The 21,211-nt window shown below is 66.8% G+C and carries 19 protein-coding genes; 10 read left to right on the top strand and 9 right to left on the bottom strand.

Annotated features, from left to right (window positions below; all coding sequences use genetic code 11):
- Positions 1-60: 60 nt before the first annotated feature.
- The 4 genes from FGU64_RS08620 to FGU64_RS08605 all read right to left on the bottom strand — a co-directional run bounded on the left by FGU64_RS08620 (position 61) and on the right by FGU64_RS08605 (position 4,335).
- Positions 61-1,413 carry an aspartate aminotransferase family protein gene (locus FGU64_RS08620; protein ID WP_139952427.1) on the bottom strand — a complete coding sequence of 451 codons (1,353 nt, stop codon included), beginning with the start codon at positions 1,411-1,413 and terminating at the stop codon, positions 61-63.
- 212 nt (positions 1,414-1,625) lie between these two features.
- Positions 1,626-2,288, bottom strand: coding sequence for an HAD-IA family hydrolase (locus FGU64_RS08615; protein ID WP_139952424.1), 663 nt, complete (start codon positions 2,286-2,288; stop codon positions 1,626-1,628).
- Positions 2,285-3,523 carry a Tm-1-like ATP-binding domain-containing protein gene (locus FGU64_RS08610; protein ID WP_246671332.1) on the bottom strand — a complete coding sequence of 413 codons (1,239 nt, stop codon included), beginning with the start codon at positions 3,521-3,523 and terminating at the stop codon, positions 2,285-2,287. Before FGU64_RS08610 ends, FGU64_RS08615 begins: the two co-directional genes overlap by 4 nt.
- 41 nt (positions 3,524-3,564) lie before the next feature.
- The gene (locus FGU64_RS08605) at positions 3,565-4,335 is read right to left on the bottom strand and encodes an IclR family transcriptional regulator (protein WP_139952418.1); all 771 of its coding nucleotides are present in this window, start codon (positions 4,333-4,335) and stop codon (positions 3,565-3,567) included.
- Positions 4,336-4,508: 173 nt separating this feature from the next.
- On the opposite strand from FGU64_RS08605, the gene FGU64_RS08600 reads away from it, so the two are divergent.
- Both FGU64_RS08600 and FGU64_RS08595 read left to right on the top strand, forming a co-directional pair.
- Positions 4,509-5,972 carry an APC family permease gene (locus FGU64_RS08600; RefSeq protein WP_139952415.1) on the top strand — a complete coding sequence of 488 codons (1,464 nt, stop codon included), beginning with the start codon at positions 4,509-4,511 and terminating at the stop codon, positions 5,970-5,972.
- An 8-nt stretch (positions 5,973-5,980) separates the two neighbouring features.
- The gene (locus FGU64_RS08595) at positions 5,981-7,471 is read left to right on the top strand and encodes an aldehyde dehydrogenase (RefSeq protein ID WP_139952411.1); all 1,491 of its coding nucleotides are present in this window, start codon (positions 5,981-5,983) and stop codon (positions 7,469-7,471) included.
- Between the two features lie 709 nt (positions 7,472-8,180).
- Here FGU64_RS08595 and FGU64_RS08590 read toward each other — a convergent pair.
- Both FGU64_RS08590 and FGU64_RS08585 read right to left on the bottom strand, forming a co-directional pair.
- Complete coding sequence (locus FGU64_RS08590; protein ID WP_139952408.1) at positions 8,181-9,767, bottom strand: GMC family oxidoreductase N-terminal domain-containing protein; 1,587 nt, start codon at positions 9,765-9,767, stop codon at positions 8,181-8,183.
- A gap of 4 nt (positions 9,768-9,771) precedes the next feature.
- Positions 9,772-11,271: an aldehyde dehydrogenase family protein gene (locus FGU64_RS08585; RefSeq protein ID WP_139952405.1), complete on the bottom strand. Its 1,500-nt coding sequence runs from the start codon at positions 11,269-11,271 to the stop codon at positions 9,772-9,774.
- A gap of 188 nt (positions 11,272-11,459) precedes the next feature.
- Between FGU64_RS08585 and FGU64_RS08580 the strand changes: the two genes are divergently transcribed.
- The 8 genes from FGU64_RS08580 (at position 11,460) to FGU64_RS08545 (ending at position 18,159) form a co-directional block, all read left to right on the top strand.
- Entirely contained in the window at positions 11,460-12,248 is a 789-nt protein-coding gene (locus FGU64_RS08580) for an SDR family oxidoreductase (RefSeq protein ID WP_139952401.1), read from the top strand.
- 22 nt (positions 12,249-12,270) lie between these two features.
- Positions 12,271-13,062: a MoaF C-terminal domain-containing protein gene (locus tag FGU64_RS08575; RefSeq protein ID WP_139952399.1), complete on the top strand. Its 792-nt coding sequence runs from the start codon at positions 12,271-12,273 to the stop codon at positions 13,060-13,062.
- 18 nt (positions 13,063-13,080) lie between these two features.
- Positions 13,081-13,470 (top strand): nuclear transport factor 2 family protein, encoded by a 390-nt coding sequence (locus FGU64_RS08570; protein ID WP_139952396.1) that lies wholly within the window; start codon positions 13,081-13,083, stop codon positions 13,468-13,470.
- 62 nt (positions 13,471-13,532) lie between these two features.
- Positions 13,533-14,735: an amino acid ABC transporter substrate-binding protein gene (locus tag FGU64_RS08565; protein WP_139952393.1), complete on the top strand. Its 1,203-nt coding sequence runs from the start codon at positions 13,533-13,535 to the stop codon at positions 14,733-14,735.
- 107 nt (positions 14,736-14,842) lie between these two features.
- Positions 14,843-15,580 carry an ABC transporter ATP-binding protein gene (locus FGU64_RS08560; RefSeq protein WP_139952389.1) on the top strand — a complete coding sequence of 246 codons (738 nt, stop codon included), beginning with the start codon at positions 14,843-14,845 and terminating at the stop codon, positions 15,578-15,580.
- Entirely contained in the window at positions 15,573-16,286 is a 714-nt protein-coding gene (locus tag FGU64_RS08555) for an ABC transporter ATP-binding protein (RefSeq protein ID WP_210239071.1), read from the top strand. The genes FGU64_RS08560 and FGU64_RS08555 overlap by 8 nt, the downstream gene beginning before the upstream one ends.
- Before the next feature lie 2 nt (positions 16,287-16,288).
- The gene (locus FGU64_RS08550) at positions 16,289-17,182 is read left to right on the top strand and encodes a branched-chain amino acid ABC transporter permease (protein WP_139952383.1); all 894 of its coding nucleotides are present in this window, start codon (positions 16,289-16,291) and stop codon (positions 17,180-17,182) included.
- A 2-nt stretch (positions 17,183-17,184) separates the two neighbouring features.
- Positions 17,185-18,159 (top strand): branched-chain amino acid ABC transporter permease, encoded by a 975-nt coding sequence (locus tag FGU64_RS08545; RefSeq protein WP_180375660.1) that lies wholly within the window; start codon positions 17,185-17,187, stop codon positions 18,157-18,159.
- Positions 18,160-18,165: 6 nt separating this feature from the next.
- Here FGU64_RS08545 and FGU64_RS08540 read toward each other — a convergent pair whose 3' ends face one another.
- From FGU64_RS08540 to FGU64_RS08530, 3 genes are all read right to left on the bottom strand, one after another.
- Complete coding sequence (locus FGU64_RS08540; RefSeq protein ID WP_139952378.1) at positions 18,166-19,119, bottom strand: helix-turn-helix domain-containing protein; 954 nt, start codon at positions 19,117-19,119, stop codon at positions 18,166-18,168.
- Positions 19,120-19,239: 120 nt separating this feature from the next.
- A complete protein-coding gene (locus FGU64_RS08535) occupies positions 19,240-20,367 on the bottom strand; it encodes a P1 family peptidase (RefSeq protein ID WP_139952375.1) in 1,128 nt (375 codons plus the stop codon).
- A gap of 10 nt (positions 20,368-20,377) precedes the next feature.
- Positions 20,378-21,208 (bottom strand): ABC transporter permease, encoded by an 831-nt coding sequence (locus FGU64_RS08530; RefSeq protein WP_139952372.1) that lies wholly within the window; start codon positions 21,206-21,208, stop codon positions 20,378-20,380.
- Positions 21,209-21,211: the final 3 nt, after the last annotated feature.

The raw sequence follows: 21,211 nt of genomic DNA, 5'->3' as shown, positions 1-21,211 counted from the left end.
CGGCAGCCAGGTGAGGGGGCGGCATCGCCAGTTCGAAATGTCCGGAGATGCAGCGTCAGTTTACCCCGCCGCCCGCAACCCCGCGTCCAGCCCTTCAGCGATCCTGGCCACGTCCTTTGCCGTGATGACCAGCGGCGGCGACAGGATGATCATGTTGCCCGACACGCGCAGCATGACGCCGGCTTCGTAGGCGGCGTCGGCGACCTTGCCCATCGTCTTCTTGTCGGCCGGCTTCTTCGTCGCGCGGTCGGCCACCAGCTCGATCCCCGCCATCAGGCCCTTGCTGCGCATGTCGCCGACAAGGTGGTGCCTCGCCTTCAGGTCTTCCAGCGCCTTCGCCAGTTCGGCGCCGCGCGCGGCGGCGTTCTCGTTGAGTTTCAGCCGCTTCGTCTCGGCCAGTGCCGCGATGCCCGCCGCGCAGCCGACCGGGTGGCCGGAATAGGTGTAGCCGTGGCCGATGGCGCCGAAGCTGGTCTTGTCGGCCTCGAACACGTCGGCGACCTTCTGAGAGATCAGCGTCGCACCCAGCGAGAAATAGCCGGAGGTGATCGCCTTGGCGATGGTCATGAAATCCGGCTTCACGCCCCAAAGCCTGGAGCCCGACCAGGCGCCGGTGCGGCCGAAGGCGGTCACCACCTCGTCGGCGATCAGGAGGATGTCGTGGCGGTCGCAGATGGCGCGCACCAGCGGCATGAAGGTTTCCGGCGGCACGATGACGCCGCCGGCGCCCAGCACCGGTTCCATGATGAAGGCGGCGATGGTGTCGGCGCCCTGGAAGGCGATCTCCTCCTCGATGGCACGGGCGCAAAGCTGCGCCAGCCTGACCGGATCGGATTCATCGAACGGGTTGCGGTAAGTCCACGGCGCCGGCGTGTGGAAGACGCCGGGCAGCAGCGGCTCGTAGTTACGGCGGAAATTGGCGTTGCCGTTGACGGAGGCGCCGCCGAAATGGGTGCCGTGGTAGCCTTTCTTCAAAGCCAGGAACTTCGTCCGGTCGGCCTGGCCGCGGATCTTCCAGTACTGGCGCGAGAGCCTGAGCGCGGTTTCCACCGAATCGGAGCCGCCCGAGGTGAAGAAGGCGCGCACCATGCCTTCCGGTTCGAACCATTGCGTCAACTCGTAGGCGAGTTCGATGGAGGGGCCGGTCGAGGTGCCGCGAAAGCCGGAATAATAGGGCAGGGCGGACAGCTGGTCGGCGATGGCTTTCTTGATCGGGTCGCAGCTGTAGCCGAGGTTGACGTTCCAGAGCCCGCCGACGGCGTCGAGCACGGTACGGCCTTCGATATCGGTCACCTCGGCGCCTTCGCCCTTCATGATGACCTTCGGCGGATTGCCACGCATCTCCGCCGGATGCGCCATCGGGTGCCAGATCGGCTTGGCGTTGTTTTCGACGAGGAAATTGGTGTCGCGCATGGACGTGCTCCGAAGTTTTGGCGAGGGAAGAACCCCCACCCCTAGCCCCTCCCCTCAAGGGGGAGGGGGACTCTGCGGCAGCGCCTTCCGATGCTCACCTTCAAAAGGTCAGTCGAGAAAGCGCAGACGTGGTCCCCCTCCCCCTTGCGGGGAGGGGTTAGGGGTGGGGGTCCAAAAAGGAAAAACTCTTTAGAGGCTCTCATCTCAACAGCTCAAGGCAAGGCGATGCCGAAATGGCCGAGAGCCTCGGCATAGGATTTGGCGGGTTGCGCCACGTCGAACCATACCGCGCGCATGCCGGCGGCCAGTGCGCCGTCGATGTTACGTTTCTGGTCGTCGACGAAGACGCAATCCTCGATCGGCAGGCCGAGCGCGTCGCCGACCGACTGGTAGGCGCGGGCGTCGGGCTTGAGGACGCCGGTATAGGTGGCGTCGACAATCGTCTCGAAGAGGGACAGCAGTGGCAGGCGCTCACGGAAATCGGCGCCGTAGAACAGGTCGAGCTCGTTGGACAGGATGGCGAGACGGACGCCGGCGGCGTTAGCGGCGCGGATGGCGCGGTCGGCTTCGGGCCGCACCACGGCTTCCGGTTCGGCGCCGCGCGCCCGGCGCACGAAGGTGGACATGTCCGCCCAGTCCTCGCCGACCAGCGCGCCGACTTCGCGCGTGCGCGTTTTCCAATAGTCGCGTTCGCTGATTTCGTCGGCCTGCATGGAACGCCAAAGCGGGTCGTTGGCGGGGTCGAACGGCCCACGCCATGCAAGCGTTCCGGCTCTCAGCCCGAGCGCCCGTTCGGTTAGGGCATGCGTTTCGAACAGCGTCTTCGTCACCACGCCGCCGAAGTCGAGAACGAGGGCCTTTGGATGCGCGCTCATGCAGCCGCCTCGCCCTTGCGAACACCCGGCGCAACGATGCCTTCGGCGACCCAACGATCGAAGATCTCCAGCGCCTTTGCGGCAAAGGCGGGATCGTTGATGTGGCCAGCGACCTCGTGCATCTCGACGGAAGCGGGCACGGCGGCGCGCATCTCCTCGACGAAGGCGGCGAGCGCATCGGGTTCGTGGAGCGGTTCGCCCTGCTGGTCCCATTGCTGGATGCCGCCGGCGGGCAGGATGAAGGCGGTGGGCGCGGTGGCCCCCGCCAGCTTGGCGCCGATGGCACGGGCGATCTCACGGCGCGTCGGCCCGTCGGAGGTGACGGAAGCGAGCAGGCGGTTGTGGGCGTGGTAGGGGCGCTCGGCGAAGCGCGGCGGCACCGGCTGCCAGGTCGGGAAATCCACCATGTCGACGGCACCGGGCGCGACGATCTGCGGGATGCCGGCACGGCCGGCGTTCTCCAGTCGGTCGGCGCCGGAGCTGACGACCGAGCCTGCATGGTGATTGGCGAGTTCCTGCAAGGACAGGTCGAAGACGGCGGCAAAGCCGCGCTGGGCGGCGATCGCTTCCAGCGCACGGCCGCCCATGCCGGTGGTGTGGAAGACGACGACCTCGTAGCCGCGCCGCTCCAGTTCCGGCTTCAGCGTCACCATGTAGGCGAGGCAGCTCTTGCCCAGCGAGCTCATGCCGATCACCGGCCGGTCGGCCGGCGGGACGACAGCGGCCTTTGCTGCGCCGACGACCGCGCCGCAAGCCTGCGACAGCACGGCCTTGCAGGCGCCGTTCAGGCCGTAGAGGCCGCCTGCCCACAGGATCATCATCAGGTCGCCGGCGATGCGCTCGGGCGGCACCAGATGCGAATAGGCGATGGTGGAGACGACGAACTTCGGCACGCCCAGCGGCAGCGCAAGCGCCACGTCCAGCGCAAGGTCCGTGCCCATGGTGCCGCCGAGCGCGATCATGCCGTCGACTGCACCGCGTTCGTGCAGTGAGCGTGCGAGGTTCGCGGCGCCTTTCGCCATCAGCGTCATGGCGGTGTTCTCGTCGCCGCTGGCGGCGATCGCCTGGATCGTGGTTCCGGCCGAGGCGGCCACGGCGTGCCTGTCATGGTCGGGCACATAGGGCGGATCGCCCAGCACGGAAACGTCCATCATGACGGCGCGACCGCCGACGGCTTCGATGCGTTCGCGCATGAACAGCAATTCGTCGGCCTTGGTGTCGCCGGTGCCGATCATCAGGATCCGGGGTTCGTTCTTCAAGCCCTTGGCCTCCGTCGTCATGCCTGTTTGAGCTGCGGGGTCGCGGCGCCGCCATAGAGCCGCTCGCCGATCTCGCGACCGGCCGCAGCCACCAGCATGCCGTAGCGGTCGAGGTCGCCACGGGTGACACGCGAGCGCGGGGCGGCGAGCGCGATGGCGCCGATCGACAGGCCGGCCGCGTTGAGGATGGGTGCGGCGGCGCTGTCCACACCCTCCTCGAAGCCCTGCGAGCCGATGGAGTAGCCGCGCCGGCGGGCGTCTTCGACGTGGCTCGCCAGCGAGGCCGGATCGACGATGGTGTGCGGCGTGTAGATCTCGAAGCCGCCGGTCATCGCGGCTGCGCGCACCCGTGGCTCGGCAAAGGCGAGGAAGGCGATGCCGGAAGCGGTGGCGTGCAGCGGCAGCTGCTCGCCCAGCGGCACGAAGATGCGGTTGGCCCTGGCGGATTCCACCACATGGACGGAGACGAGGCCGCGCCTGGAATGCTCGGACAGGTGCGCCGTCTCGCCGGTCGCGGCGGCGAGCCGTTCGACCACCGGTGCGCCGGTGCGCAGGAAGGGGAAATGTGCCTCGCGCATCAGCGCCAGCCGCGCGATACCGGCCCCCAGCCGATAGAGACGGGTGCCGCCGTCCTGTTCGACCAGGCCGTTGTCGATGAGGGCGACCAACAGCCGGCGCGTCGTTGCCTTGTCGAAGTCGGCGGCGCGGGCGATGTCGGCCAGCGCCATCTCGGCGCCGCCGCTGCCCAGCACATCCAGCAGCGACACGGCTTTGCCCACCGTGCTCATCCCTGCGCTCCTCCCAAACTACTTAACGCGCGAATTAACTTGACAGGTTCGGCGTTCCTTTGCAAGTCTATATGCGAAATGCCGTTGAAAATAATGAAACGACGCGAGAACCGCGTGGCGGCACAGGGAATGCTCGGATCCGGCGCGAGGCGCCTGGCGGGAGGGAGGCAGACATGACGACGATCGATACGGACAAGACAGCGCCTGCGACGGGCGAAGCGAACCGGCTGCGCCGCAACAGCCTTGGCGTTGGCGCGGTGACGTTCCTGGTGGTGTCGGCGGCGGCGCCGCTGACGGCGGTGGCCGGCGGTGTGCCGCTTTCCATGCTGATGGGCAACGGCGCCGGCATTCCCGGCACGTTCCTGCTCGTCACTCTCCTGCTGCTGGTCTTCGCCGTCGGCTACGTCGCAATGGCGCGGCATGTGGCGAATGCCGGCGCCTTCTACGCTTATACGGCGCGGGGACTGGGCGGGAACCCCGGCGGTGCCGCGGCGCTGATCGCCATCCTCAGCTACAACTGCATGCAGATCGGGGTGTTCGGCCTGTTCGGCGCGGCGACGTCCGGCGTGTTCGCCGGCTGGGGCATCAACCTGCCATGGTGGGTGTGGTGCTTCGTCGGCATCGCGCTGGTCGGGGTGCTCGGCTACCGCCGTGTCGACCTGTCGGCGAAGATCCTGACGGTGCTGGTGCTGCTCGAATATCTGGTGGTGCTCGTCGTCGACGCGGCGATCCTGTTCAAGGGCGGCGACGCGGGGCTCAGCCTGGCGCCCTTCACGCCGACGCAGATGCTGTCCGGCTCGCCGGCCATCGGACTGCTGTTCTGCTTCGCCGCCTTCATCGGCTTCGAGGCGACGACCATCTATTCGGAAGAGGCACGCGAGCCGGCGCGCACGGTGCCGCGTGCAACCTACATTTCCGTTCTCATCATTGGCCTGTTCTACATGTTCACCAGTTGGCTGATGGCGAACGGCGCCGGCATCGACAAGCTGGTGCCGACGCTACAGGGGCTGCAGGACCCGACGACCTTCCTGTTCGGCCTCTCTGACCGCTATGTCGGGCCGCTGCTCACCCAGCTCATGAGCATCCTGTTCGTGTCCTCGCTGTTTGCCGGTGTCACCGCTTTCCATAACGGCGTTGCCCGCTACTTCTACGTCGCCGGCCGCGAGAAGCTGCTGCCGGAAGCGCTCGGCGTCACGCATCCGCGCTTCCAGAGCCCGCATGTCGGCTCGCTGGTGCAGACCGCCATCGCCGTCGTGGTGATCGCGCTGTTCGCAGCCACCGGGCAGGACCCGGTGCTGGCGTTGTTCTCCTGGCTCACCAATGTCGGCACGCTGGGCATCATCGTGCTGATGGCGCTTACCTCGGCCTCGGTGGTGGCGTTCTTCGCGCGCAACCCGTCGCTGGAGCCGAACGCGCTGAAGTCCAGGGTGCTGCCGACGCTGGCGGGGCTTGCGCTTCTGTTCATCATCTTCCAGATCGTCACCAATTTCGGCAATCTGTCGGGCGCGTCCGGCGTGCTCGGCTGGTTCCTGCCGTCGCTGGTGCTGATCGCGGCGATCGTCGGCTATCTTCTGGCGGTTGCGCTGAAGGGGCGCGATGCCGCAGCCTTCGCCCGCCTCGGCAGCCAGCAATTCTGACGGAGATCATCTTGGACCAGTCCGCTATCGACCGCCTGCGCACCCTGCCTGTCGGCGACCAGCAATTGTGGATCGGCGGACGTCGCGTGCAGGCGGTCGACGGTGGGGCGCTCGATGTCGTCAGCCCGATCGACGGCCGCGTCATCGGCAGCATCGCCGATGCCGGTGCCGAGGATGTCGACCGTGCCGTGGCCGTCGCCCGCGCTGCGTTCGAGAAAGGCGGGTGGTCGTGCGCCGCGCCCGCGCAGCGCAAGAAGGTGCTGCTGAAACTGGCGGACCTGATCGAGAAGAACGCGCTGGAACTCGCTGTGCTCGGCGTGCGCGACAACGGCACCGAGATCGGCATGGCCTACAAGGCCGAGCCGCTGTCGGCCGCCGGAACCTTCCGCTACTACGCCGAGGCCATCGACAAGGTATATGGCGAGATCGCGCCGACCGCGCCGGACGTGCTCGGCCTCGTCCACCGCGAGCCGCTCGGCGTGGTGGGGGCAATCGTGCCATGGAATTTTCCGATGATGATCGGCGCCTGGAAGGTTGCGCCGGCGCTCGCCGCCGGCAATTCGGTGGTGCTGAAACCGGCGGAGGCCGCGTCGCTGACGCTGCTCAGGCTCGGTGAACTCGCCGCCGAGGCCGGCGTGCCGGAAGGCGTCTTCAATATCGTCACCGGGCGCGGTGCCGTCACCGGCGAAGCGCTCGGCCTCAACATGGATGTCGATGCGCTGGCCTTCACCGGCTCGGGTGCTGTCGGCCGGCGGCTGCTCGAATATTCGGCCCGCTCGAACCTCAAGCGCGTGCACCTCGAACTCGGCGGCAAGTCGCCCAACATCGTCTTCGCCGACGCGCCGGACCTCGACAAGGCGGCGAAGGTCTCGGCCTTCGGCATTTTTCGCAATTCCGGCCAGGTCTGCGTGGCCGGCTCACGGCTCTTGGTGCAGGCATCCGTCTACGACGCCTTCATGGACAAGCTCGTCACTGTCACGAAAAAGATGAAGGTCGGCGATCCGCTCGACCTCGGCACCGATGCTGGCGCCGTCACCAGCGCCGAGCAGCTTTCCAAGGATCTCGGCCATGTCGCGGATGCCGAACGCGAGGGCGCGCGGCTCGTCGCCGGCGGGCGGCGCGTGCTGGAGGAGACGGGCGGCTTCTATATGGAGCCGACGATTTTCGACGGCGTGACGCCTTCGATGCGGCTGGCGCGGGAAGAGGTGTTCGGCCCGGTGCTGGCGGTGTCGCGCTTCGAGGACGAGGCGGAAGCGGTGCAACTGGCCAACGCAACCGTCTACGGGCTGGCCTCGGCGGTGTGGACCGCCAACCTTGCCACCGCGCACCGCATGGTGCGAGCGATCCGTGCCGGCGTCGTCCACGTCAACACCTATGGCGGCGCCGACCTGACCGTGCCGCTCGGCGGCTTCGGCCAGTCCGGCTTCGGAAGAGACAAGTCGCTGCATGCGTTCGACAAGTACACGGATTTGAAGACGGCGTGGATTTCGCTGGGGTGAGGGGAGGCGCGCTTCGTCCTCGCCACGCCCGGAATCTCTTCCGTCTGGCCATTGTCAAAGAGCGGACCTTGATGGCTTGAGGTTGGGAAGACGGCGGTCGTCGGAACGCTGCCGAATTTTTACTAACTGCGACCCGAAGACCGCCGTCCGGCGATTTCTGTTCCCGTCCGTTCCGCTTCGCCACGGCACACGATGAAGGCATTTGCGCCGCCACCGGCCGAAGTTTAAAGCGCTCGTCCAGCGCGCGGGGGCCGTATTACCCCCAGGGGAACCCTAGGACGGAACCTCCCCGGGCGGTTGCTTACGTTGAGCAGCCACCGGAGGCGCCGGCTCCCCGCCACGCAATCACCGTCATGACCGGTGTTCCCGCGCGGGAAGCTGCCGCCAAGTATGGAGCGGGTGCGGGAGAGGTGGATAAGTTTCGGGAGATTTTTTGCGAAGCCCCTCCGCATCGTCATCCTCGGGCAAGCCCGAGTGTAGCGAAGGGCGCGACCCGGGGATCCATGCCGGAACATTGATGCTATGCGAGGCGGCGCAGAACGATACGCTTTCCCCACCGTCTCATGCGGCCAAGCCGTTCAGGCATGGATCCTATGGTCACGACGGTCGGCCTGCTCCGCCATAGGAAGACGAAGGAGATGCAGCAGCGCACGCACCCGCCTTGGGATGACGAAGGAACGGAAAGCCGTCTTGCAACGGCAAAGGATGGCTACCGCCCGAGGACAAACTCCGCGCAACGGTCGGCGATCATGATCGTCGGGGCGTTGGTGTTGCCGCTGGTCAGACGGGGCATGATCGACGCGTCGCAGATGCGAAGGCGGGGCACGCCGCGGACGCGCAAGTGCGGATCCACCACCGCCCCTTCGTCCGTGCCCATGCGGCAGGTGCCAACCGGGTGGTAGACCGTCTTGGCCGTCTGCATGATGTGGTCGACGATCGCCTGTTCGGGCAGGTCGTCGGCCGCGCCCGGTTTCAGTTCCTGCCGGATTACCGCTTGCAAAGCCGGCTGGCGCAGGATCTTTCGCGCGACCTTCACGCCCGCAACGAGCCGTTCGAGATCGTCCGGTTGCGACAGGAAGCCGGTGGTGAAGCGGATCGGCTCGTTCGGATCGCGCGAGCGCAGTTCCACCTTGCCGCGCGACTTCGGCCGCAGAACGCAGGGGTTCAGTTCCATGCCGTGTTGCTCGACTGAGCCGTGCACGGCATTCTCGATCATCACCGGCAGGACATGAAACTGGATATCGGGGCGACCGTCGCCGTCGGTGTCGAAGAAGCCGCCGCTCTCGACAACGTTGGAGGTGAGAAGGCCGGTGCCGAACAGCATGTATTGCAGGCCGTGGCGCAGCGCCTTCAGGCCCTTGTCCTGGCCGAGCAGCGAGACCGGCAGCTTCGTTGCCGCGTAGACGGGCGTCGCGACATGGTCCTGCAGGTCGCGGCCGACGCCCGGCATGTCGCGGACGACCGGGATGCCGAGCGCTGCCAGATGCGCCGCCGGACCGAGGCCGGACAGCATCATGATCTTCGGCGTCGCCAGCGCGCCGGCCGCCAGGATCACTTCTTCCTTCGCCGAGGCCTGCACGGTGCGGCCGTCGGCGGTGTAGGAAAGGCCGCGCGCGGCGCCGTTTTCCAGCCTGACGGCGCCCACCTGCGCGTCGGTGACGAGGGTGAGATTGGGATTGCCGATGAGCGGTTTCAGGAACACGGTCGCCGCCGACTGGCGCACGCCGTTCGCCGTCGTCGTCTGATAGAAGCCGACGCCTTCCTGCCGCTCGCCGTTGAAGTCGTCATTGTAGCGGTAGCCGGCCTGTTGCGCCGCCTTGACATAGGCGAGCGACAGCGGGTGGCGATGGCGCGGATCGGAGACGGGAAGGGGGCCTGTCGTGCCGTGCAGCGGGCCGTCCAGCCTCTCGTTGCGCTCCAGTCGCCTGAAGACGGGCAGCACCTCGTCCCAGCCCCAGCCGGGGCAGCCGAGGTCGCGCCAGCCGTCATAGTCCTCGCGCTGGCCGCGAATGTAGAGCATGGCGTTGATCGACGAGCCGCCGCCCAGCGTGCGACCCTGCGGGATCGGCAGGCGCCGCCCGCCGACGCTGGCCTCGGGTTCGGATTCGTAGATGAAGCTGCGGTTCGTGCCGATGACCCTGGCGAAAGTCGCCGGCATGTGGATGAACCTGTCGTCGTCGCGCGGGCCGGCCTCGACCAGCAGCACGCGCTTGCCGGCGTTGACGAGGCGGTTGGCGACGGTGCAGCCGGCCGATCCGGCGCCGGCGACGATGTAGTCGTAACGCGCGTCCTCCATCGGCTCAGGCGTATCTCATGATGACGGTCTTGGTCTCCAGGTAGCTGTCGAGCGCCGCCTTGCCGTGCTCGCGGCCGATGCCGGACTGCTTGAAGCCGCCGAAGGGGGCGGCCGGGTCGAGCGTGTTGTGCGAATTGACCCAGACCGTGCCGGCCTTCAGGCCATGGACGGCGGTCATCGCCTTGCCGAGGTCGCGCGTCCACACCGAGGCGGAGAGGCCGTAGCGCGTGTCGTTGGCGAGCCGGATCGCCTCGTCGAGGTCGGCCACCGGCATCGCCGCGACGACCGGGCCGAACACCTCCTCGCGCACGATCTCGGAATCGGGCCTGACGTTGTGCAGGATGGTGGGGGCGATGTAGTGGCCTTTTGCGGGCACCGCGCGGGCGCCGCTGACGCGCTCGCCGCCGGCTTCCAGCGCGCGGTCGAGATAGCCCAGCACGCTTTGCCGATGCCTGGCCGAGACGACGGGGTTGATCTGGGCGGCCTCGTCGCGGCCGGCGCCGAGCGTCATGGAATCGGCGATCTCGGCAAGGCGCGAAAGCGTGCGGTCGTAGATGGATTTCTCGATCAGGATGCGCGAGGCCGAGGTGCAGACCTGGCCCTGGTTGAAGAACATGCCGAGCCCCGCGACCAGCGGCTCGATGCCGTCCTCCATGTCGGACAACAGGATCATCGGCGACTTCGAGCCGAGTTCCAGCGTGAAGCGGGCGACGCGCTCGACGGCGGCGTGGCCGACGCGCTTGCCGACCACGGTGGAGCCGGTGAAGGTCAGCTTGTCGATGCCGGGGTGGTTGATCAGCGCCTCGCCGGTGACGGCGCCGGAGCCGGGCACGATGTTGACGACGCCCGGCGGAAAGCCGACCTGCTCGACCAATTCGGCAAGGCGCAGCAGGCCGAGCGGCGTTTCCTGCGGCGGCTTGAGCACGATGGTGCAGCCGGCGGCGAGCGCAGGCGCGATCTTCCATACGCCGATCATCAGCGGGAAGTTCCACGGCACGATGGCGCCGACGACGCCGACCGGCTCCATGACGGTCATGGCGTGGTGCTTGGCGCCGGGCGGCATCGGGATCGCCACGTCCATCGTCGCGCCCTCGATCTTGGTCGCCCAGCCGGCATAGTAGCGCAGCCAGTTGGCCGAGCCGCCGGCCGACAGCATTTTCGCGACGCCGATCGACTTGCCGTTCTCGATGCTCTCGATCTCGCCGAGCAGGTCGATGTCGGCCTCGACGGCGTCGGCAAGCTTGAGCATCAGCCGCTCGCGCTCGACGCCGTGCATCTGGCCCCACGGCCCTTCGAGCGCGGCGCGCGCGGCCTTCACCGCCCGGTCGACGATCGCCGCGCCGCTTTCGGGAACCCGCGCCACGATCTCGCCGGTGGCGGAATCGTCCACCGGCAGGCCGTCGCCGCTGCCATCGATGAAGCGGCCGCCGACGAAGGGGCGATGCGGCCGCGACAGGAAGGCGGCTGCGGCGGCGCTGATCGGCGGCACGGCTCTTTCGTTCATGGGAAACCTCCTCGGCGGCTCGCTGCCGCTTGTCTCAAAGCGTTAGGAGCGTGGTCGGGAGGGTTCAACCGTCGGCGGGGGCGAGTGCGCGCTCAGTCAAAACAAAGTTCCCGCTCGGACAAGACGGGACGAACGGGGCGGCGCACATTGCCGCCATGAGGTCGGCGGACCCGGCATCTGGAGGAATCATGAGATTTTCCGGTAAGACGGCCTTCATCACCGGCGGTGGCACCGGCATCGGTGCTGCCGTGGCGCGACGCATGGCCTCGGAAGGTGCGAACGTCGTCCTGATGGGTCGCCGGCGCGAGCCGCTGGAGGCGGTGGCGAAAGACACCGGCGGGCTGATCGTCGAGGGCGATGCCGCCGACGCCGTCTCGGTCCGCGCGGCGCTGGAAAAGGTGCACGACCGCTACGGGCCGGTCGACATCCTGCTCGCCAATGCCGGCGGCCACGGCGTCGGGCCGACCATCTCGATGAGCGACGAGACCTGGGCGCTGGCCACAAGGCTCAACCTCGACACCGCCTTCGTCACCGCGCGCGAATGCCTGCCGGACCTGATTTCGCGCAAGGGTTCGATCGTCGTCGTCGCCTCGATCGCCGGCCTGTTCGCCGGGCCGCAAGCGGCCGGCTACGTGACGATGAAACACGCCTGCATCGGCCTCGGCAAATCGCTGGCGCGCGACTACGGCCGGCAGGGCGTGCGCACCAACATCGTCTGCCCAGGCTGGGTTTCGACCGCCATGGCCGACGAACAGATGGGCGTGATCGTCGCCAAGCATGAACTGACATCGGTGGAGGAGGCTTACCGACTGGTGACGAAGGACGTGCCGCTCGGCCGCCCGGCGACGCCAGAGGAGGTTTCCAACGTCATCTGCTTCGCAGCCTCCGACGAGGCGGCGATGATGAACGGCTCGATCCTCACCGTCGACGGCGGCGCCTCCGTCGTCGACCTGCCCACCCTGGCCTTTGTCGACTAATCCCCGTGCAGGAGCGTTCCCGATGACCGATCAGAGCAGGCCGAAGGACTGGAAGCACTTCGACGATTTCGCCGCAGGCATCGCCACCAACAGGCTGCCCAACACGGCGGCGCTCGTCGGGCGGACGTTCAAGATTTCGCTCAACACCGGGCGCACCGTCGACCTCGCCTTCACCGCCGCAAACACGGTGGCGTGGAGCGAAGGGACCGACGCGGGCGCCGACTGGTACGAGGCGCTGGAAGTGGCGCCCGGCACCTTCTTCATCAACATGACCTTCGCCGCACGTCTGACCGAGGACGAGGCCTTCGTCGTCAACACCCGCACCGGGCGTGTCATGTCGGTGCGCGAGCGGGTGCGCGAAGCCGCCGAGGAGCCGGGCGAGCCACGCGTCGCGCAGGTCTGGTCGGCGGGGGTGCTGGGCGATGCGCCGGTGCTTGGCGGCATCGAGCCGGGACCGACGCGCGACCTGATCGGGCTCACCGCGCATTACCGCTACAGTCCGAACCATCTCTACGAGCACATCTATCTGTCGTCGCAGCGCTATGCCTGGCAGAACCTCGTCGGCGTGCAGCGCGGCCATGGCGACGTCGACCTCGCCACGACCTGGAAGTTCGACGAAGGCCAGTACGTGTTCGGTTTTCGCGAGTTCATCATCCCGGTCGCCTCGCTGTTCTTCTACAATTGGCAGACGATGCGCTCGACGGGGAAGTTCCTCGGCGTCACCAGCACCGGCACCGTCGAGAACAAGCCGGCCGGCGCCTTCATCGAGAAGAAATCCACCACCACCTACGACAAGGGGGCCGCGCCGGTCTGACCGGCGTGGGCAAAGCGCATGGGCAAGAACTACGAGACGATCAAGGCGCATTACGCCGGCTCCGACGCGCACGACATGGCGGCGATGATGGCGCCGATCACGCCTGCCACCGCCTGGACCGAGATGGTGGGGTTTCCCTGCGCCGGCACCTATGTCGGTGCGCCGGCAATCATCGAGGGCGTCTTCAAGCGCCTCGGCGAGGACTGGGACGGCTACACCTTCAAGCTGGAGCGGCTGGTCGACGGCGGCGACACGGTCGTCGGCATCGGCACCTATTCGGGCACCTATCGCAAGACCGGCAAGGCGATGTCGGCGCGCGTCGTCCATGTCTGGGACCTCAAGGACGGCAAGGTCGTGCGCTTCGAACAGTTCACCGACACCAAACTGGTTGCCGAGGCGATGCGCTGAGGCGGCGATAAACGGCGTGGCGGCGGTGCCGTCCCGGCCGGGACGATCAATGGGAGGAAGGCATGCACACTACGCTGAAGGGAATTCTGGCCGGGCTGGCGCTGTCGAGTGCGTTGACGCTCGGCGGCATCACGGTTGCGGTGGCGGGAGACGGCGAAATCGTCGTCGGCGCGCCGATCTCGCTGACGGGACCGCTGGCCGGCGACGGCAAGGAACAGGAATGGGCCTACCAGCAGGCGGTCGCCGACATCAACAAGGCAGGCGGCATCGAGATCGACGGCAAGAAGCTGCCGGTCAAGCTGGTGGTGGCCGACGACGAAAGCTCGGAAAGCAAGGTCGCCGCGGCGCTGGAAAACCTGATCAAGGTGCAGAAGGTCGACATCCTTCTGTCGACGCATTCGGGACCGATGAACATCGCCGGCGCGATCGTGGCGGAGAAGTACAAGAAGTTCTACATGATCACGACCTGCTTTCCGTTCGAGTGGCAGCCGCTGAAGCTGAAATATTCGGCGCTGTTCTTCTTCCATCCGGGTCCGGGTTCGGAAGTGCCGTTCGAGATCTGGCAGAAGCTGCCGCCGGAGCAGCGGCCGAAGAACCCGGCGCTGGTGACGGAGGATTCGCCGGACGGCAAGGGCTTCGGCGCCGGTTTCGTCGCGGCGGCGGAGAAGTACGGCTACAAGTTCGCCGTCAACGATCCGTGGGCCATCGGCGCGACCGACGATTCGGCGCTCATCACCAAGCTGCAGGCGGCGAATGTCGATGCCATGCTGGTCTTCGGCTCGCCGGCCGACACCATCACGCTGATCCGGCAGATGAAGGAACTGGGCTTCTCGGTTCCCTATTTCCACGGCTGGAAGGGCACCTGGACGGGTGAGTTCCACGACGCGCTGGGAGCGGATTCCGACTATGTGCTGACGGATGGCTTCTGGTCGGAGAGCTTCCCCTACAAGGGCGCGAAGGAGCTTGGCGAACGCTACGACAAGGAATTCAAGAAGGATTCCGTCACGGTCGGCGCCTTCTATGCCAACGCCCAGGTTCTGTTCCAGGCGATCGAGCGGGCCGGCTCGACCGACGCCGACAAGGTGCACGACGCGATCTTAAACAAGGAGTTCAAGGACACGGTCGTCGGCGACCTGAAGTTCGACGAAACCGGCTTCGCGCTCATTCCCTCGGTCGCCACGCAATGGTGGCAGGGCCGCCACCAACTCATCTATCCGAACGGCGACTGGACCTACAAGCCGGCTCCGGCCTGGGACAAGCGCTGATCGGAGGGGCGGCGCCTCTCCAACGAGGGGAGAGGCGCCGTTTCCGCAAAGGCCATCGTAGCCGGACGGGTGGCGCAGAGGCCGGGATTTCGGGACAGGAAGCGACGATGCAGCAGAGCGAGACGATCCTCAGTCTCGAATCCATCCAGATGCGCTTCGGCGGCCTTGTCGTGCTCGATGGCATCGACCTTGCCGTGGCGCGGGCCGAACTGGTCGGCCTGATCGGCCCGAACGGCGCCGGCAAGTCGACGCTGTTCAACGTGATGACGGCGATCTATGCGCCGACGCGCGGCAAGGTCCGTTTTCTGGGCAAGGACGTCACCGGCGTCGCGCCGCACAGGATCTGCCGGCTGGGCATCGCCCGCACGTTCCAGCTCGTGCGCACTTTCCTGACGACGACGGCGCGCGAGAACGTCATGGTCGGCGCCGTCTACGGCGCCGGCGGGCGGACGCAGAACGCGGCGCAGGCAGCCGACGAAGCGCTGGATCTCGTCGGGCTTTCGGCAAGGCGCGACATGCCCGCCCGCCATATGACGCTGTCGGACCGGCGATTGCTGGAGATCGCGCGTGCGGTGGCCTCGCAGCCGGCGCTGCTTCTGCTCGACGAGCCGATGGCCGGCCTCAACCCGACGGAAATCCGGCAGATGGTCGACGTCATCCGCCGCACGCGTCAGGAACGCGGCATCGCCATCCTGTGGGTGGAGCACAAGGTCGACGCCATCATGAAGGTCTGCGACCGTGTCGTCGTGCTCGACCATGGCGTCAAGATCGCCGACGCAACGCCCGCCGAAGTCGTCGCCAACCGCAAAGTCATAGAGGCCTATCTTGGCGAACCGGCTGCTTGAGGTTTCCGATCTCGAAGTCGCCTATGGCGACGTGCGCGCCCTGTGGGGCGTGTCGATCCATGTCGAGGCGGGTTCGGTAGTCGCCCTCGTCGGCGCCAACGGGGCCGGCAAGACGACGATGCTGCGCGCGATTTCCGGCCTGTTGCCGATGCGGCGCGGCGCGATCCGGCTCGACGGAATCTCGCTGGCGGGACTGGCGCCGGAGGCGATCGCCTGCATGGGCATCGCCCATGTGCCTGAAGGGCGCGGCCTGTTCAGGCAAATGACGGTGCTGGAGAACCTCGAACTCGGCGCGTTCCAGCCGAAGGCGCGGGCGAACATGCGGCAGGCGCTGGACAAGGCCTATGCGCTGTTCCCGCGCCTGAAGGAGCGCGCCGGCCAGAAGGCGGGATCGCTGTCGGGCGGCGAGCAGCAGATGCTGGCGATCGCGCGCGCCACCATGTCGGACCCGAAGCTGCTGATCCTCGACGAGCCGTCCATCGGCCTGAGCCCGCTGGTGGTGCAGCAGATGTTTTTCCTGATCGAGACGCTGCACGGGCAGGGCGTGACCATCCTTCTGGTCGAGCAGAACATCCACCAGGCGCTGAAGATCGCCGATTACGCCTTCGTGCTGAAGACCGGCGAGATCGCCATGCAGGGCACGGGTGCTGAGCTGATCGCCGATCCCGAAATCCAAAAAGCCTATATGGGCGTGCTGGAGCTGTGACGATGTTCGACTTCCCGCCGCCACAGATATTCCTGCAACTCTCCCTCAACGGTGCGCTGGGCGGCGCCATGTACGGCGTCGCGGCGGTGGGCCTCAGTCTCATCTTCGGCACCATGCGGCTGATCTTTCTGGCGCAGGGGGCGATGATCATCCTCGCCGCCTATTTCGTGCGCGCCCTGTTCCAGAGCTTCGGCATCGACCCGTTCCTGTCGCTGGTCATCGTCGTGCCGGTCGGGCTCGCCGCCGGCTGGCTGATCTACCAGGGCCTGTTCCGCAAGGCGGCGGTCGAGGAAGACCGCAACATCTCGCTGCTGATCGCCGTCGGCCTGATGTTCCTGGCCGAGAATCTGATGACGGTGATCTGGGGCGGCAACACGGCCGGCGTCGTCACCAGCTATACGGCGAGCGGCATCCATATCCTCGGCATCCGCACCTCGTTCACCCGCACCATGGGTTTCCTCATTGCATTGGCCGGCACCGGGCTGGTGATGCTGTTCCTGCGCAAGACGCTGGTCGGCAAGGCGGTGCGCGCGGCGTCGGAAGACATGACGGCGGCGAGCCTGATGGGAATCAGTCCGCACCGGGTCAACGCCATCGCCTTCGCCGTCGGCATTGCGCTTGCCGGGGCGGCGGGCGTGGCGGTCGCCACCACTTTCCCGTTCAATCCGTTCGCCGGCTTCATCTTCAGCCTGAAGGCGCTGGTGGCGCTGGCACTCGGCGGCATCGGCAGCGTCGCCGGCGCGCTGGCCGGCGGCATCATCCTCGGCCTGATCGAAGCTTACGTGCAGTTCTTCGTCGGCGGCAGCTGGACGAATGCGGTCGCCTACGGCGTCTTTTTGGCTGTCCTGATGTTCAAGCCCGAAGGCCTGTTCGGCCGGCCCTACAAGAAGGCATGACGATGCGCGCGAGCATGTGGATATGGGCCGTCATTGCCGCCGCGCTGGGGCTGCTGCCGTTCTGGCCGGGGGCGATCGACAGCTATGCCTTCAGCTTCCTGTTCTTCGTCTTCATCTATGCGATCCTGTCGCAGGCCTGGAACCTGATCGCCGGCTTCGGCGGCCAGATCAGCCTCGGCAACCACGCCTTCTTCGGCCTCGGCGCCTATGCGACGGCGATCCTGTGGAGCGGCAACTACCTTTGGGGATCGCTCTATGAGAGCCATCCGCGCATCTATTATTTCGACCCGGTGACGATGGCCATCGCCGGGCTGGTCGCGGCCGTGGGCGCGGCGCTGGTCGGCTGGCCGTTGCTGTCGAAATTGCGTGGTGATTATTTCGCGCTCGGCACGCTCGGCTTCGGCGAGATCGTCAAGGTGCTGTTCGTCAACGGCGGCGACTTCACCGGCGGCGCCTTCGGCATCGTGGCGCCGTCGAGCACCTTCGACACCTTGCTGCCGCACTACTGGACGGGACTCGGCCTGGTGGTCGCCGTCACCATTGCCATCGGTCTCCTGATGCGCTCGCGCTACGGGCTGGCGCTGATCGCCGTGCGCGACGACGAGATGGCTGCCTCGGCCAACGGCATCGACACGCTGAAGGTCAAGATCGCCGCCTTCGCCAGCAGCGCCTTCATTTCCGGCGTCGCCGGCAGCCTCTACACCTACTACATCTTTCATGTCGGGCCGGATTCCGTCTTCGACCTCGACTGGATGCTCCTGCCGCTGATGATGACGGTGGTGGGCGGCACCGGCACGCTGATGGGACCAGTTCTTGGCGCCTTCGTCATGTATGCGGTCTTCGATCTCGCGCGCATCGTCGTGCCGGACTACCACCCGGTGGTGTCGGGGCTGGCGATCATCCTGGCGATGCTGTTCCTGCCCAAGGGGCTGGCGCGCATCGGCTTCGGCCTGCCGGGGCTGGTACGGCGGGGATAGTTCCGATCAGTGCAGCGGCGTCCTGACCGTTTCGCGCAGGGCGCGGGGGGCGGTGCCGAACTTGCTCTTGAAGGCGCGCGAGAAGTGGGCGCTGGAATTGAAGCCGCAGGCGAAGGCGATCTCGGAGATCGAGGCGCTGCTTCTGGCGGCCGACAAAAGGTCCTCGCGACTGCGCTCCAGCCGCCGGTCCCAGATCAGCCGCTCCAGCGTCATGTCCTCGCCCTCGAAGGCGCGGTGCAGGTAGCGGCGCGAGCAGCCCATGTGGCGGGCGATGTCTTCGGCCGACAGAGTGCTGCGGCCAAGATTGGCGTCGATATAGGCGACGATGCGCTCGCGCAGGGCTTCGAGCGGCGAGGGGCGGAATTCGGGCGTGGCCGGCTTGCCGCGGATCAGGCCGTTGACGAGCTGGATCAGGCTTTCGCCGACGCGCTGGCAGCTTGCCTCGTCCATGCGGTGGGCTTCGCCGATGGCCATCTGCATGAGGCCGGAGACGATGTGGGTGAGGCTGTCGTCGCCGGCCGGCAGCGGGACCGGCCGGGCAAGGCGGGCCAATATGTCGTCGCCGAAGGTGGAGCGCGGCACCTGCAGGATGAGCTGGTCGACGCGCGACAGGTTCTGTAGCGAATAGTTGCGCACCGGGTCGTAGATGATCGCCGATTGCGGCTGGAGATCGACCGAATGCGACTGCTGCTCGAAGCGGCTGTGGCCGGAGCGCTGCATCAGGATCTTGATCGAATCGGGATCGAAGCTGCGCCGGAAGGCGCGGTCGTTCACCACCAGATGCGACATGGCGCGGATTTCCGACAGCCGGCACACGCCGAGCCGTACCGACACGAGCTCCGGGATCGACGGCGCCGTTCCCCGGGCGAAGCGCTGGGTGATCGGGCCGAACAGCATCCGCGATGCGGACAGGAAAGCGTCGCCGTCGGCGACGTCCACATGCCGGGCAGCAACCTGCATGGTCTCCTCCTATCGGCTGTCCGTCTTGACGCGGGCCTGGCTGACAATAGCGGTACACAGGCAATGTACCGGAGGGGAAGTTAACACGCTAATCATTGCCGCGGCAATGACCGCGGCCCTTTATTCGGTCCGCAGTCTGCCGTAGCGGCCGAGCACCTCGACAAGTTCGGCATGATCGATGGCCGCGACATGCGCCCGGTCCCATTTGCTGCCGCCCATAGGCCTGGCGGCGACCATGGCGTTCAGCACGGCTTCCTCGACCGCCTGCACGGCGGCCTCGTAGACCTGGTCGATCCGCTCGTCGTTGAGCATTTCCAGATTGGCGAAACCCGGCGCCTGATGCGGCAGGTCCCGTGCATTGGCGACCGAGAAGGCGAGGAAGATGTCGCCCGAGCCGTTGCCGCCCATCGTGCCGGTGCGTCCGATGCCAAGCCCGCCGCGCCGCGCCAACCGCTTCAACTGATGGGGCAGGAGCGGCAGGTCGGTGGCGATGACGACGATGATGGAGCCGCGCTCGCCCGTCTTGCCGGACAGGAGGTTCTCGCGCAGGTGCCGGCCGACCGGCGCGCCGAGCACGGTCAGCCAGTCGCGGATGCCGAAATTGGCCTGCACGAGAACGCCGACGGTGCCGGCGCGGCCGTCGATCTCGACCCGTCGCGAGGCGGTGCCTGTGCCGCCTTTGAACTCGTAGGCGATCATGCCGGTGCCGCCGCCGGTGTTGCCCTCGGCCACCGGCCCGCCGGCCGCATTGTCCAGGGCAGCCAGCACGTCTGTCTCGCCGACCGGCTGGGCGTTGATGTCGTTGAGCAGGCCGTCATAGGTCTCGGCCACCACCGGCATCAGCCACAGCGGTTTGTCGGCGCCATAGGTTTCGGGATAGCGGCCGAGCATCCATTTGACGGCGGCGTGGTGCGCCATGCCGACGGCGTGGGTGTTGGTGATCAGCACCGGGCCGACGAAATAGCCGCCGTCCTCGATCCAGTGGCTGCCGGTCATCTCGCCATTGCCGTTGAAGCGGTTGATGCCGGCAAAGACGGGCCGGGGCGAAGGGGCGTCGGCATGCGGCAGGATCGCGGTGACGCCGGTGCGCACGAGCTTTTCGCGGCCGGGTCGTGGTTCGGTCTCGATGATGGTGCGCAGGCCGACAGCGACGCCGGGCACGTCGGTGATGGCGTTCAGGGCGCCGGTCGTGCCGGAAAAATCCAGCCCGAGGTCGCGGGCACGGATCGGTTGCGTCTGGTCGGTCATGAAGATCCTTTCAACCGCGCCGTGAGCGGAAATAGAGGCCGAGCGAGGCGACGGCGAATGAAAACAAAAGCATCAGCGTGGCGATGGCGTTGATCTCCGGCTTGATGCCACGCCTGAGCATGCCGAAGATGAAGATCGGCAGCGTCTGGGTATCGACGCCGGAGATGAAGTAGGTGATGACGAGGTCGTCCATCGAGATGATGAAGGCGAGCAGCGCGCCGCCGATGACGCCGGGCATCGCCTGCGGCAGGATGATGCGGCGGAACGTCGTCCATTCGTCGGCGCCGAGATCGGCCGAGGCGTTCTCCAGCGAGCGGTCCATGCCGGCGAGCCGTGCCGAGACGACGATGAAGACGTAGGAGACGAGGAAGCTGCACTGGCCGATGATGATCGTCTTCAGCCCCAATGAGACGCCGGCGCCGACGAAGAAGATCAGCAATGCGATGCCGAGCACGATGTCGGGCATCAGCATCGGCGCGAACAAAAGCACCCGGTAGAACTTCTTGCCGAGGAAGTTGAAGCGGTAGAGGCCGAGCGCGGTGGCGGTGCCGAGCACCGTGGCGATCGTGGTGGTGAAGGCGGCCACCGTCAGGCTGTTACGCAGCGCGTTGAGAAGCTGCTCGGTCGATTCGATATAGAGGGCGTTTTCCGAAACCGTGTTCTTGAGCCCGAAGATCTGGCGGTACCAGTCGAAGGTGAAGCCGGACCAGTTCATCATGTTGATCGGGTCCGAATTGAACGAATAGGCGACGATCAGCACGATCGGCAGGTAGATGAAGGTGAAGAACAGGATCGTGTAGCCGAACAGGCCGACGACGCCGACATTGCGGAGCGAACCCATGGG

The sequence above is a fragment of the Mesorhizobium sp. 8 genome, assembly GCF_006351905.1.
In the GTDB taxonomy this organism is placed as follows: Bacteria; Pseudomonadota; Alphaproteobacteria; order Rhizobiales; family Rhizobiaceae; genus Mesorhizobium; species Mesorhizobium composti.
This window is presented reverse-complemented; position numbering and strand designations above follow the sequence as displayed.

What these genes read in the sequence shown, in the direction of transcription:
- FGU64_RS08580 (WP_139952401.1), top strand. Translation starts at nt 11,460, where the DNA reads ATGAGATTTTCCGGTAAGACGGCCTTCATCACCGGCGGTGGCACCGGC.
- FGU64_RS08545 (WP_180375660.1), top strand. Translation starts at nt 17,185, where the DNA reads ATGCGCGCGAGCATGTGGATATGGGCCGTCATTGCCGCCGCGCTGGGG.
- FGU64_RS08605 (WP_139952418.1), bottom strand. Translation starts at nt 4,335, where the DNA reads ATGAGCACGGTGGGCAAAGCCGTGTCGCTGCTGGATGTGCTGGGCAGC.
- FGU64_RS08560 (WP_139952389.1), top strand. Translation starts at nt 14,843, where the DNA reads ATGCAGCAGAGCGAGACGATCCTCAGTCTCGAATCCATCCAGATGCGC.
- FGU64_RS08615 (WP_139952424.1), bottom strand. Translation starts at nt 2,288, where the DNA reads ATGAGCGCGCATCCAAAGGCCCTCGTTCTCGACTTCGGCGGCGTGGTG.
- FGU64_RS08535 (WP_139952375.1), bottom strand. Translation starts at nt 20,367, where the DNA reads ATGACCGACCAGACGCAACCGATCCGTGCCCGCGACCTCGGGCTGGAT.
- FGU64_RS08620 (WP_139952427.1), bottom strand. Translation starts at nt 1,413, where the DNA reads ATGCGCGACACCAATTTCCTCGTCGAAAACAACGCCAAGCCGATCTGG.
- FGU64_RS08575 (WP_139952399.1), top strand. Translation starts at nt 12,271, where the DNA reads ATGACCGATCAGAGCAGGCCGAAGGACTGGAAGCACTTCGACGATTTC.
- FGU64_RS08570 (WP_139952396.1), top strand. Translation starts at nt 13,081, where the DNA reads ATGGGCAAGAACTACGAGACGATCAAGGCGCATTACGCCGGCTCCGAC.
- FGU64_RS08590 (WP_139952408.1), bottom strand. Translation starts at nt 9,767, where the DNA reads ATGGAGGACGCGCGTTACGACTACATCGTCGCCGGCGCCGGATCGGCC.
- FGU64_RS08600 (WP_139952415.1), top strand. Translation starts at nt 4,509, where the DNA reads ATGACGACGATCGATACGGACAAGACAGCGCCTGCGACGGGCGAAGCG.
- FGU64_RS08530 (WP_139952372.1), bottom strand. Translation starts at nt 21,208, where the DNA reads ATGGGTTCGCTCCGCAATGTCGGCGTCGTCGGCCTGTTCGGCTACACG.
- FGU64_RS08540 (WP_139952378.1), bottom strand. Translation starts at nt 19,119, where the DNA reads ATGCAGGTTGCTGCCCGGCATGTGGACGTCGCCGACGGCGACGCTTTC.
- FGU64_RS08550 (WP_139952383.1), top strand. Translation starts at nt 16,289, where the DNA reads ATGTTCGACTTCCCGCCGCCACAGATATTCCTGCAACTCTCCCTCAAC.
- FGU64_RS08565 (WP_139952393.1), top strand. Translation starts at nt 13,533, where the DNA reads ATGCACACTACGCTGAAGGGAATTCTGGCCGGGCTGGCGCTGTCGAGT.
- FGU64_RS08585 (WP_139952405.1), bottom strand. Translation starts at nt 11,271, where the DNA reads ATGAACGAAAGAGCCGTGCCGCCGATCAGCGCCGCCGCAGCCGCCTTC.
- FGU64_RS08610 (WP_246671332.1), bottom strand. Translation starts at nt 3,523, where the DNA reads ATGATCGGCACCGGCGACACCAAGGCCGACGAATTGCTGTTCATGCGC.